Origin of the sequence: Microbacterium paraoxydans, assembly GCF_900105335.1 — a bacterium.
Classification (GTDB): domain Bacteria; phylum Actinomycetota; class Actinomycetes; order Actinomycetales; family Microbacteriaceae; genus Microbacterium; species Microbacterium paraoxydans.
Window position 1 is genome coordinate 986044 of record NZ_LT629770.1, and the last position, 11800, is coordinate 997843.

General features: G+C 71.2%; 13 protein-coding genes. 5 read left to right on the plus strand and 8 right to left on the minus strand.

Annotation, left to right across the window (positions count from 1 at the left end; all coding sequences use genetic code 11):
• Window positions 1-4 precede the first annotated feature (4 nt).
• Complete coding sequence (locus BLU02_RS04955) at window positions 5-844, plus strand: exodeoxyribonuclease III (protein WP_060921487.1); 840 nt, start codon at window positions 5-7, stop codon at window positions 842-844.
• Here the strand turns inward: BLU02_RS04955 and BLU02_RS04960 are convergent.
• The gene (locus BLU02_RS04960) at window positions 838-1503 is read right to left on the minus strand and encodes a DUF4166 domain-containing protein (protein WP_231919642.1); all 666 of its coding nucleotides are present in this window, start codon (window positions 1501-1503) and stop codon (window positions 838-840) included. The genes BLU02_RS04955 and BLU02_RS04960 overlap by 7 nt on opposite strands.
• Before the next feature lie 62 nt (window positions 1504-1565).
• On the opposite strand from BLU02_RS04960, the gene trpS reads away from it, so the two are divergent.
• Entirely contained in the window at window positions 1566-2570 is a 1005-nt protein-coding gene (trpS, locus tag BLU02_RS04965) for a tryptophan--tRNA ligase (protein ID WP_082749972.1), read from the plus strand.
• Between the two features lie 26 nt (window positions 2571-2596).
• Window positions 2597-3238 carry a hypothetical protein gene (locus tag BLU02_RS04970; RefSeq protein ID WP_157547012.1) on the plus strand — a complete coding sequence of 214 codons (642 nt, stop codon included), beginning with the start codon at window positions 2597-2599 and terminating at the stop codon, window positions 3236-3238.
• Window positions 3239-3257: 19 nt separating this feature from the next.
• Here the strand turns inward: BLU02_RS04970 and pth are convergent, their stop codons facing one another.
• Window positions 3258-3839, minus strand: a complete 582-nt coding sequence (pth, locus tag BLU02_RS04975; RefSeq protein WP_025105649.1) for an aminoacyl-tRNA hydrolase — start codon at window positions 3837-3839, stop codon at window positions 3258-3260.
• A gap of 96 nt (window positions 3840-3935) precedes the next feature.
• Window positions 3936-4553, minus strand: a complete 618-nt coding sequence (locus tag BLU02_RS04980) for a 50S ribosomal protein L25/general stress protein Ctc (RefSeq protein ID WP_025105648.1) — start codon at window positions 4551-4553, stop codon at window positions 3936-3938.
• Window positions 4554-4777: 224 nt separating this feature from the next.
• Here BLU02_RS04980 and BLU02_RS17840 point away from each other — a divergent pair, with 224 nt between their 5' ends.
• On the plus strand, window positions 4778-4903 hold the full coding sequence (locus tag BLU02_RS17840; protein WP_255218687.1) for a hypothetical protein: 126 nt from the start codon (window positions 4778-4780) through the stop codon (window positions 4901-4903).
• Here the strand turns inward: BLU02_RS17840 and BLU02_RS04985 are convergent.
• A complete protein-coding gene (locus tag BLU02_RS04985) occupies window positions 4888-5412 on the minus strand; it encodes a gluconokinase (protein WP_060921484.1) in 525 nt (174 codons plus the stop codon). The two genes, BLU02_RS17840 and BLU02_RS04985, sit on opposite strands and share 16 nt — an antisense overlap.
• Window positions 5413-5429: 17 nt before the next feature.
• Window positions 5430-6488, minus strand: a complete 1059-nt coding sequence (locus BLU02_RS04990) for a D-2-hydroxyacid dehydrogenase (RefSeq protein ID WP_060921483.1) — start codon at window positions 6486-6488, stop codon at window positions 5430-5432.
• 163 nt (window positions 6489-6651) lie between these two features.
• Between BLU02_RS04990 and gndA the strand changes: the two genes are divergently transcribed.
• Window positions 6652-8106 (plus strand): NADP-dependent phosphogluconate dehydrogenase, encoded by a 1455-nt coding sequence (gndA, locus tag BLU02_RS04995; protein ID WP_025105645.1) that lies wholly within the window; start codon window positions 6652-6654, stop codon window positions 8104-8106.
• 51 nt (window positions 8107-8157) lie between these two features.
• Here the strand turns inward: gndA and BLU02_RS05000 are convergent, their stop codons facing one another.
• The 3 genes from BLU02_RS05000 to BLU02_RS05010 all read right to left on the minus strand — a co-directional run bounded on the left by BLU02_RS05000 (window position 8158) and on the right by BLU02_RS05010 (window position 11715).
• A complete protein-coding gene (locus BLU02_RS05000) occupies window positions 8158-9408 on the minus strand; it encodes an FAD-binding oxidoreductase (protein ID WP_082749971.1) in 1251 nt (416 codons plus the stop codon).
• A gap of 76 nt (window positions 9409-9484) precedes the next feature.
• Complete coding sequence (locus BLU02_RS05005; RefSeq protein ID WP_174521418.1) at window positions 9485-10204, minus strand: ABC transporter ATP-binding protein; 720 nt, start codon at window positions 10202-10204, stop codon at window positions 9485-9487.
• Between the two features lie 47 nt (window positions 10205-10251).
• The gene (locus tag BLU02_RS05010; protein WP_060921482.1) at window positions 10252-11715 is read right to left on the minus strand and encodes an ABC transporter permease; all 1464 of its coding nucleotides are present in this window, start codon (window positions 11713-11715) and stop codon (window positions 10252-10254) included.
• Between the last annotated feature and the right edge of the window lie 85 nt (window positions 11716-11800).

The window sequence follows — 11800 nt, forward strand, 5'->3', positions numbered from 1 at the left end:
AGGAATGCCTCACCTGCGTATCGCCTCGGTCAATGTCAACGGGATCCGGGCGGCCGCCCGCAACGGGATGAGCACGTGGCTGGATGCCGCGGACATCGACATCCTCACCCTTCAGGAGGTGCGCGGGCAGGACGAGCACATCGAGGCCGCCCTTCCCGGCTGGACCTTCGTTCACGATGAGGCCACGGCCAAGGGGCGAGCGGGCGTCGCGATCGCCAGCCGCCTCCCCGCGCTCGCCTCCCGGGTGGACTTCGGCCCGGAGGACTTCGACTCCAAGGGCCGCTGGATCGAGGCCGACTTCCTGATCGGCGACCGTCCGCTCACCGTCGTCAGCGCCTACGTGCACTCCGGCGAGGCCGACACCCCGAAGCAGGACGAGAAGTGGAAGTTCCTCGATGCGTTCGAGGCTCGACTGGCGAGTCTGAACACCGACGGCGCCCTCGCGCTCGTCACCGGAGACCTCAATGTGGGGCACCGCGAGCTCGACATCAAGAACTGGCGCGGCAACCGCACCAAGGCCGGCTTCCTGCCGCGCGAACGCGCCTACTTCGATCGCTTCCTCGGTGAGGCCGGGGCCTCGGTCACCGGCGTCGACGGCTCGGTCGGCACCGGTCTGGGCTGGGTGGACGTCGGCCGCCGCTTCCATGGCGAGGTGGACGGGCCGTACACCTGGTGGTCCATGCGCGGGAAGGCCTTCGACAACGACTCGGGATGGCGCATCGACTACCACCTGGCCACGCCCGCTCTCGCCGAGCGCGTCCAGGCGTATCACGTGGCCCGTGCGGCCGCGTACGACCAGCGCTGGAGCGACCACGCGCCGGTCGTCGTCGACTACACCTACTGACCCGGTTCCGGCCGCTCGGAGGGCGACGGCGGCGACTCGCGATACCATCCGCGGTACTCCAGAACGGTGCCGAGCAGGGGGTTCACGGCGCGCATGTCGATCGTGCGACGGCGGTGCTCGGCGTCCCAGCCGTCGACGAGGTCCACGTGCACCCCGAGCGGACCGGGCAGAGCGAACCGCCGACCGAACAGCCGCAGCGCGACCCGGACGGTGCGCATCCGCAGGAAGCCCTCCGCCGTCACACTGCACTCCTCGATGAGCTCCACGCGGCCGCGGGCGCCGAGGAGATTCCGGACCAGTCCCGGCCGCACGCTCACCGTCAGCCGGTCCACGATCCGTGCGGTCCGCCCGGAAAAGAGGAACTCGCGGGTGGAGTCCAGCGTCGCGCGGCCGGTCTCCGCGCGTCCGGTCGTCGTGCGGAGGACGAACCGGACGTCTCGTCCCGATGTCGGCACCAGCAGCCCCGGTCCCACGATCGGACGGGCGAGGGCCGCCCAGCGGCCGAACCGGCTCCCCGCGATCGCGAACTCGCCCTCCGCGTGCCCCGCCGAGACGGGCGCACGGTACTGCGCGAGGATCTCCGGGTGGAGGCGCTCCGCCTCCGCGCCCAGGGCGTCGAGGAACACCTGTCCGCGTCTCAGGGGCATGCCGTCCGTCATGACGTCAGCGTAGAGGATGCGGCGACGCCGGGCTTCGCCGCGCGGACGCATAGGATTGACGGGTGAACAAGCCTCGTCTCTACTCCGGAATGCAGCCCTCCGCCGACTCCCTCCAGATCGGCAACTACATCGGCGCGCTCCTGCAGTGGCGGGAGCTCCAGACCTCGTACGACGCGTTCTTCTCCGTCGTCGACCTGCACGCCCTCACGGTCGCCCAGAACCCGGCCGAGCTGCGCGAGAAGACCCGCCGTACCGCCGCGCAGTACATCGCCGCGGGCATCGAGCCGTCGCAGTCGACGCTGTACGTGCAGTCGCACGTCCGTGCGCACGCCGAGCTCGCCTGGATCCTCAGCACGATCACCGGCTTCGGCGAGGCCGGACGCATGACCCAGTTCAAGGACAAGTCGGCCCGCTACGGCGCCGATGCGACCAGCGTCGGCCTCTTCACCTATCCGGTGCTCATGGCCGCCGACATCCTGCTCTACCAGACCGACGTCGTGCCGGTCGGCGACGACCAGAAGCAGCACGTCGAACTCACCCGCGACCTCGCGGAGCGCTTCAACTCGCGGTTCGGCGAGACCTTCACGGTGCCGGTCCCGGTCATCCAGAAGGAGACGGCGAGGATCTACGATCTGCAGAACCCGACGGCGAAGATGTCGAAGTCGGCCGAGAGCGACGCCGGTGTGCTGTGGATGCTCGACGACCCGGCGAAGTCGGCGAAGAAGATCATGCGCGCGGTGACCGACAACGAGGGCACCGTGCGGTTCGATCGGGAGGCCAAGCCCGGCGTCTCGAACCTGCTGACCATCTACGCCGCCCTAACCGGCCGTCAGATCCCGGCGATCGAGGACGAGTACGCGGGCCGCGGCTACGGCGACTTCAAGAAGGGCCTCGCCGAGGTCGTCGTGGAGGAGTTCGCCCCGGTGCGCGACCGTGCCCTCGAGCTCCTCGACGACCCGGCGGAGCTCGACCGGATCCTCGCCGAGAACGCCGCCCGTGCCGACGCCGTCGCCGATCGCACGCTGTCCGACGTGTACGACCGCGTCGGACTGCTGCGCCGGGTGTGAGCCGCAGCCGACCCTAGGATGACATCGTGACCGATCCGCAGCTGCCCCCTCCGCCCGGCGCCGTGCCACCCCTGCCCCCGGCGACCTCGGTCTCGCAGGAGCCGGCATCCGGTGCGGTCCCGCCGCCCGCGTATCCGTCGGCGCCGCCTGCTCCTCCGGCAACGTACCCGCCCGCCGGCGGATACGGCCAGCCGGCACCCCTTGCCGCGCCTCCCGGGGCGTATCAGGTGCCCGTGGGCGGCTACGCGGCACCGTCCGGCACGTACACCGCGCCGGACGCCGCGCCGAAGCCCTCGGGATTCCTCGGCCTGCTCGCTCTCGGCCTCTCGATCCTCGCGGCCGTCGTCATGCCGATCATCGGCGGCGTCAGCGCGTTCGAGGTCGGCCGCCGCATCCCGCAGGGCCTCGGCGGCTCCACGGGCGATTTCGGGTTCCTGTCCCCCGCGCGCGACCAGGTGCTGTGGACGGAGCTGTCCTTCTGGGCCGGGACGGTGCTCGGCATCGCCGCGATCGTGCTGGGGATCATCGCGATCCGCCGGAAGCAGGGGCGCGGAGCGGGCATCGCCGCGCTCATCGTCGCCGTCCTCGGCGCGATCATCTTCTTCGTCGCCGTCTTCACCGCTGTCGCCGTCGGCGGGGCGGCGGGGTACGCCACCTTCACCACCTGACACGCGGCGCGCCGCGTCCTCAGCGAGGGGCGTGGTGCTTCTGCTGCGCGGCGAGCAGCCCCTCGTCGACGAGGAGCTCGACGGCGTCGGCCGCGTCGCCCACGAGGAGGGGCAGGTTCGCGCGCTCGTCCTTGCCGAACGGGGAGAGCACCCAGTCGGCGGGGTCCTGACGCCCCACCGGCCGGCCGATGCCCACGCGCACCCGGGGGAAGTCCGGGCTCGTGAGCGCTCGCGCGATGTCGCGGACGCCGTTGTGCCCGCCGTGGCCTCCCCCGGTCTTGAGCTTGACCGTGTCGAACGGGATGTCGAGCTCATCATGCACGACGACCACGTGATCGAGGGGGACGGAGTAGAAGCGGGCGAGCGCCGCGACGGGCGTACCCGAGACGTTCATGAACGTGTTCGGCTTCGCGAGCACGAGCTTGTCGGCGCCGGGGCGGAGCCAGGTCTCCACGACGCGCGCGCCGCCCTTGTGCTCCCGAAAGCTCTCGCCGCGCCGGGCCGCGAGCTCGTCGACGACCATCTGGCCGATGTTGTGGCGGGTCGCCTCATAGCGGGGTCCGGGGTTGCCGAGACCGACCACGAGCCAGGTCGCTGCCATTCCTCGTCCTCTCTCGCCGGAGCCGTCACCCCGGTCAGGATACGACGGAGGGGACGCGATCCGATCGCGTCCCCTCCGTGATGAAGCAGGCGGAGATCACTCCGCGGCGGCCTCCTCGGACGCCTCGGCGGCACCCTCGGCGGACTCGCCCTCGGTCTCCTCGTCCTCGACCGGAGCGGCCGGGACGGAGATGGCGACCACGAGGACCTCGGCGTCGGTGAGGAGCGTCGAGCCCTTCGGGAGGGTGACGTCGGCGGCGGTGATGTGCGCGCCCTCCTCGAGACCCTCGACCGAGACCTCGATGTTCTCGGGGATGTGCGTGGCCTCGGCCTCGACCTGGATGGTCGTGGCGTCGAGGTTGACGATGGTGCCGGGAGCCGGCTCGCCGGTCACGACGACGGGGACGTCGATGGCGACCTTCTCGCCCTTCTTCACGACCAGGAGGTCGATGTGCTCGATGATCTGGTGCACCGGGTCCTTCTGCACGTCCTTCACGAGCGCGAGCTGCGAGGTGCCCTCGATGTCGAGGTCGAGCAGCGCGTTGGCGCGACGGATGATCAGGGAGACCTGGTGACCCGGCAGCGCGACGTGCACAGGCTCGGTGCCGTGGCCGTAGATGACCGCGGGGATCTTGCCGGCGGCGCGCAGACGACGGGCGAAGCCCTTGCCGAAGCTGCTGCGCAGCTCGGCGTGGACCGTGGTGTCTTCAGACATGAGGTTCTCCTTCGGGCACGCAGCGAAGGCGCCGCGCGGTGGTCTTGGAATTGTGGACTCGAACGCGGACGCGTGAGGAAAGCCACCGGGCTTGCTTCGCCGCGTCGATCACGGACGTCCGCGCACGCGCAGAAGCGTCCCTCGCCGAGGTACGACTCCATGGTACCGGATGACCCGATAGGCTGAGGACACCGGTCCCCTCTGCAGAAATTCGGAGTACCTCCATGCTCGACGCCGCGTTCCTCTCTCACGTCCTCCTCTGGGTGATCGGCGCCATGTCGCTGTGCGCCGCCGTCGCAACGGGCGCCGCCCTGTTCTCCCTCGGCCGCTCGGGCTACCGCAAGGACTGAGCGCCCCCTGGCGCTCCCGTCACCGCGGTGAGCGCCTTCCGGATCGCCGCCACCTCGCGCCTCAGCGGAAGCGCGGCATCGACCCGGAGCCCCGACTCGTCGTCCGTCAGCGGTTCCCACGCGTCGAGCTGAGAATCGAGCAGCGAGGCCGGCATGAAGTGGTCGGAGCGACCGCCGACCCGCCGTGCGAGCGTCTCCCGTGCCACGCCGAGCTCGACGAAAACGGCGTCCGGCGCTTCCGCCCTGATGGCATCCCGGTAGCGCCGCCGCAGCGCGGAGCACGCGACCACGATGTGCGCCTCCGCGGCGAGCGTCCGTCCGACCACCCGCAACCACGGCGTCCGGTCCTCGTCGTCGAGGGCGATACCCGCCGCCATCTTCTCGACGTTGGTGAGCGGATGCAGGTCGTCCCCGTCCACGAAGCGCGCCCCGAGATCCTCGGCCAGCGCCGCGCCCACCGTCGACTTCCCGGAGCCGCTGGGCCCCATCACGACGATGCGCATGCTCATGCCCGTCGTCTCCCGGCTCAGTAGAACTCGACCGTGTCGACCACTGCACGCAACTCGCGTCCGTCGAGCAGCCGGGTGGCATTCTCGGCGAATCGCCGCGCGATGCGCTCCTCTTCCTTCGAGCTGAGCGCCGCGGTGTGCGGACTGACGAGGACGCGGGGGTGCGCCCACAGCGGGGACTCGGCGGGCAGCGGCTCCTGCTCGAAGACGTCCAGCCCGGCGAAGCCGACGCGGCCGTCGTCGAGCGCGGCGAGAAGCGCCGTCTCATCGACGACGCTGCCGCGTCCGACGTTGGTGAGGATGACCCCGGGCTTCACCGCATGCAGGACCTCCTCGCCGATGAGATGCCTGGTCTGCTCGGTGCCCGGCAGCGTGACGACGATCGCGTCGACCTCGCCCACCGCGCCCACGAGCTCGTCGGGCGCGATGAGACGGTCGACACCCTCGACCGCACCGCCGGAGCGACTGGTCCCCCACACCCGCGCGCCGAGCGCGTGGAACCGGCGGGCGCACTCCGCGCCGATGCCGCCGAGCCCCACCACCAGCACGGTCATCTCGTCGACCTGACGCATCTCCCAGCGGTCGGGCCAGACGCGGCGATCCTGATCCGTCCGCAGGCGTGGAAGGTCCTTCGCCCCGGCGAGCACCGCGAAGACGGCGAACTCGGCGAGCGTGCCGCCGTGGACGCCCGCGCTGGTGGTGAAGACGATGCGGTCGAGATCCGCCCGGTCGAGCCCCGCGGCCTTCACGGTGCTCCCGCCGCCGGCCGCCGTGGTCATGACCCACCGCAGCCGCGGGTTCGCGGACACCGTTCGCGCCAGCGCGTCGGGGTCGACGTCGGGGATGCCGAAGAGGACGTCGGCCGAGTCGACGAGGTCGTCGAACGCCCGTTGCTGCTCCGGCGTGCGAGTGAAGCCAGGGTCGCCCGACCAGTCTGCAGGGCCGCGCATAGGAGGCACGAGCGCCGCATCGTGGACGACCTCGAGCCGCGGCTCGAGCTCCTCGATGAGCCCGCACAGCTCCTCCGCCAACGGCACCGCGACGACAGCGCGGACCTTCTTCTCGGACTCCGTCACGACCGACTCCCTCCAGCTCCTGTGCTCCCTTCAGCGTAGAGGTCCCGAGCGTCCCGGCCGCCCGGCACCGCGGACGATGACAGGGCCGCGTCACGGGTGCGCCTCGATCCGCCCTACAGCGATACGCTGAACTCAACCCTTCTTCACGACCGAGGAGCCTTCCGTGCCCGAAGCATCAGCGAACATCGGAGTCGTCGGACTCGCCGTCATGGGGTCGAACCTCGCCCGCAACCTCGCGAGCCGCGAGGGCAACACCGTGGCGATCTTCAACCGCAGCTACGAGAAGACGCAGACCCTCCTCGACGAGCATCCCGAGGCGGGCTTCATTCCGGCGAAGACCTACCAGGAGTTCGCCGATTCGCTGCAGAAGCCGCGTACCGCGATCATCATGGTCAAGGCCGGAGCTCCGACCGACGCCGTGATCGACTCCCTCGTGGAGGTCTTCGAGCCGGGCGACATCATCGTCGACGGCGGCAACGCCTACTTCCCGGACACCATCCGCCGCGAGAAGGCCGTCCGCGAGACCGGCATCAACTTCGTCGGCGCCGGCATCTCCGGCGGCGAGGAGGGGGCCCTCACGGGTCCCTCCATCATGCCGGGCGGCTCCGACGAGTCCTGGGTCACGCTCGGACCCATCCTGAAGTCCATCGCCGCGGTCGCCGAGGGCGAGCCGTGCGTGACGCACGTCGGCCACGACGGCGCCGGCCACTTCGTCAAGATGGTGCACAACGGCATCGAGTACGCCGACATGCAGCTCATCGCCGAGGCCTACGACCTCATCCGTCGCGGCACCGGCAAGACGCCCGCGGAGATCGCCGAGATCTTCGCCGAGTGGAACCGCGGCGAGCTGGAGTCGTACCTCATCGAGATCACCGCCGAGGTGCTGCGGCAGGTCGACGCGTCCACCGGCAAGCCGCTCGTCGACGTCATCCTGGACCAGGCCGGCGCGAAGGGCACCGGTGCCTGGACCGTGCAGACCGCGCTCTCGCTCGGCGTTCCGGTCTCGGGTATCGCCGAGGCGACGTTCGCCCGCTCCCTCTCCTCGCACCCCGAGCAGCGCGCGGTCGCCGCGGCGCTTCCTGGCCCGGACGAGGAGTTCACGGTCCCGGCCGACGAGGTCGACGCCTTCGTCGAGGACGTCCGCCTGGCGCTCTACGCCTCCAAGATCGTCGCCTACTCGCAGGGCTTCGACGAGATCCGCGCCGGCGCCGCCGAGTACGGCTGGAACATCGATCTCGGTGCGATCTCCAAGATCTGGCGCGGCGGCTGCATCATCCGCGCACAGTTCCTGAACCGGATCGCGGACGCCTACGCCGAGACCCCCGACCTGCCGGTGCTGATGACGGCTCCGTACTTCGCCGAGGCGCTCACCCGCGGCCAGGCGGCATGGCGCCGCGTGGTGGTCACGGCGGCGCAGTCCGGCATCCCGGCTCCGGCGTTCTCGTCGTCGTTGTCGTACTACGACGGCATCCGCGCCGACCGCCTTCCGGCTGCTCTCGTGCAGGGCCAGCGCGACTTCTTCGGCGCGCACACCTACAAGCGCATCGACAAGGAGGGCACCTTCCACACGCTGTGGTCGGGCGACCGCTCCGAGATCGAGGCCGAAGACACGCACTGACCTCGGGTCTGCGAAGGGCCGGGCACCGTACGGTGCCCGGCCCTTCGTGCGTCAGACGAGGATGTTGTGGTTGCGGCGGAACACGTTCTGCGGGTCCCACTGCGCCTTCACCGCCCGCAGACGCGCGTAGCCGTCACGGCCGTACATCCCGGACCCCGCGTCCGGTCGCTCGCGGTCGACGAAGTTGCTGTACTCGGCGAGGCGGCCCTCGACGATCCGCTGCGCGTCGGCGGCGGCTTTCTCACGCCCCTGCTCGTCGAGCAGTCCGGGGACGTCGAAGGCACCGGCCATGACGAACCAGGTCGCGCTGCGCGCCGGGAATGCCGTCTCCTCCTGCGGCACGGCGCCGAACGCCCCGCCGAGGGACCGGAGGAAGACGACCGAGGCGGGGTACTCCCGCCGATAGGCCACCAGCCGATCGATCGTCTCATCGTCGAGGTCGGCGACGAGCCCGTTCCCGCCGAGGAACCCGGGAGGGGCGGGAGCCTCGCCGCCCTCGGGCTGCGGCATCTCCATCAGGATGTCCCGGTAGGCGGGCTCGGTGATCTCCGTCGTGACACCGTCGAGGGCGGTGATCGGCGCGAGCTCCACACGCAGCGCCTCCGGGTCGGGCCCTGCCCACACGGCGGTCAGCCGGGCACCGGCCGGAGCACTCGGGTCCATGGGCGGCACGTCCATGTACGTGACGGTCAGTTCGCGCGGGGCGTCGCGGAGGAGTTCGCGCGCGGCCCGGAGCACGGCCGTCGCGTCACCTTCGACGATGGACTCGGCCAGCGCGATCCCCGGCAGACGATGCGCCTCGAAATCGAAACGGGTGACGATGCCGAAGTTGCCGCCACCGCCGCGCAGCGCCCAGAACAGGTCGGGATGCTGCGTGGCCGACACCTCCACCACGTCTCCGCTCGCGGTGACGACCTGGGCGCCGACGAGCTGATCGACGGCGAGGCCCCAGGCGCGCACCATCCAGCCGATGCCGCCGCCGAGCGTGAGGCCGCCGACACCGACGCTGGCCGTGTCGCCGGAGCTCAGGGCGAGGCCGTGGGCGGCGAGGGCTGTCGCGACATCGCCCCAGACAGCACCGCCACCGATGCGTACGGCGGTGCCGTCGACCTCGATCGAGGAGAGCTCCCCGAGTTCGAGCCGCAGACCGGGGGCGGAGGCGTGGGACCAGGGCCCGTGGCCGCCGGAGACGACGGTCAGGGGGACCGCCTCCTGCGCGGCGGCGCGGACGAGCGCGGCCACCTCGGAGACGGTGGAGGGACGGTGGACGGTGGGCTGTGCGGATTCGACGTGGTCGACCATGAGCACACGGTAGACCCGGGGTCGGACATCGCGGAAGAGGGGCGGCTCGCCGTCCGCCCCTCCCCCGCGCCGCCGGCTATCGGGTGATGTCTTTCACCGTCCCCTGCGTCAGACGCAGCCGCTTCGTCGCGCGTCGCGCCACCGCGGAGTCGTGCGTGACCACGACCATGGTGATGCCCTCCGCGCACAGCCGCTCGAGGAGGTCGAGGATCTCGTCGCGCATCCTCTCGTCGAGGTTGCCCGTCGGCTCGTCCGCGAGCAGCACCCGCGGGCGCTTGACGATCGCCCGCGCGATCGCGACGCGCTGCTGCTGCCCGCCGGACAGCTCCGCGGGGCGATGGTCTCCGCGGTCCTCCAGGCCGACGTGCGCGAGAGCGGCGGCGACGCGGGTCCGTCGCTCCGCCCGGTAGATGCCGAGCGGCTCCAGGGCCATGTCGACGTTCTCCGCCGCCGTCAGCGTCGGGATCAGGTTGAACCCCTGGAAGACGAAGCCGATCTCCTGCGCCCGGATCCGTCCCAGCTCCGACGGCGACGCCGACGACAGTTCACGGCCGTCCAGCTGCAGCGTCCCGGAGGTCGGGGTGTCGAGCGCCCCCAGCAGCTGCAGCAGCGTCGACTTGCCCCCTCCGGTCGGCCCCTGGATCGTGACGAAGGCGCCGGGCATGATCTCCAGGTCGACGCCGGTGAGCGCCGTCACCGTCCGTCCCCTCCGCGTATAGGTGCGGGTGACGCCCGTCGCCCGGTACAGCGGGGTCGCCGCAGACGAGGCCGGAACGCGGGCCTCGGAATCCGTCATCGTGGTCATCTCGGTCTCCTTCTCTCCTGCGTGGTTCGCGACGTCGCTCATGCGACGGACCGCAGGGCCTCGGCCGGGCTCAGTCGCGCCGCCCGCCAGCCTCCGAAGGCGCCGGCGACGAGTCCGCCCAGCACCGCGAGACCCACGGCGGCGACGAGCACCCAGGGGGTCAGCGGTGCCTGCAGCACGATGTCGGCGGTCTCCGCGCCCGGGGCCATGCCGCCGGGGCCGCCGAAGCCTCCTCCTCCGTCCGGGCCTCCGCCGACGGCCGTGGATCCGGCGGCCACGGTCGGCTGCACGACGGTGATGATCAGGATCCCGGCGAGGCCGAGCACGAGGCCTGCTGCTCCGCCGAGGAGTCCCTGCACCATCGACTCCCCGGCGACCTGGCGCACGACGCGGCCGTTCGACCACCCCATCGCCTTGAGCGTGCCGAACTCGCGGGTGCGGCGGCCGACGCCGGAGAGGGTGAGGAGCACCGAGAGCAGCACGGCGACGGCGAGGACGATGATCGACAGCCAGGTGCCGAGATTCGTGACGAGCGCCGTCGCGTTCGAGAGCGAGCCGGACACGGTCGCAGCGAGCTCGGACTGCGAGGAGACGGTGGCGTCGGGAAGCTCCTCCGCCAGGGCCGTCTGCACCTCGTCGATGGACGCCGCCGAATCCGCCTGCACGTACACCGTGGAGATCACGTCCTCCACGCCGGCCAGCTCCTGCGCGGTGTCGAGCGGGAGGTAGACGTCCGCCGCGGTGTCTGCGGCATCCGACGCCGAGGTGAGGAGGCCGACGACCTCGACGTCGGAGCCCGCGACGTCCAGGGTGTTGCCGACGGCGATGTCCTCGCTCGCGGCGTACGTGCTGTCCACCAGCGCGACGAGGGCTCCGCTGTCGTCGGCGTCCAGCCCACGCCCCTCGCCGATCTCGGCGGAGGCCAGCGGGCCGACCTCCGACGCGGACGGGTCGATGCCGAGGACGGTGAACGAGTCGATGCCGAACGCACCGCCTCCGCCCCCGCCGCCACCCTGCGGAGGCGCCTGGCCCTCCGCAGGCGCCTCGCCGCCCTCCGCACCGTCCTGCCCGCCGAAGCCGCTGCTCGGCAGCTCACCGGAGAAGGTCGAGTTCGTCAGGCTCAGCGCACCGGTCGCGGCGGCGACGCCATCGGTACCGGCCACCGTGTCCAGCACCGCGGCGTCGAGCGTCGTCCGGCCGAAGTCCGTGCGCAGGGTCGACTGCTCCAGGGTCGTGGTCTCGCCGTCGCTCTCCCCCGCGTCCTCGTCGAACTCGAACCGCGGTCCTGTCCCGTCGCCCGGTTCCGCGGCGGCACCCGTGACGGTCAGATCCGTCCCCACTCCGTAGACCGCTGCCAGCGACTGCGCCTGGGCGTCGCGCACACCGGTCGTCAGGGCGTTCACCACGATCACGAGTCCGATCGCGATCGCGAGCCCGATGGCCACGATCGCCGTCTGCTTCTTGCGGCCCGCGAGTTCGCGCCGCAGATATCGTCCGTACATGTCTCTCCTCCCGCCGCGACGATCGCGGCGCGGAACCGACGCTAGGGACGACCGTTATGCGGATTCGAGGGACGGATGATGAGGG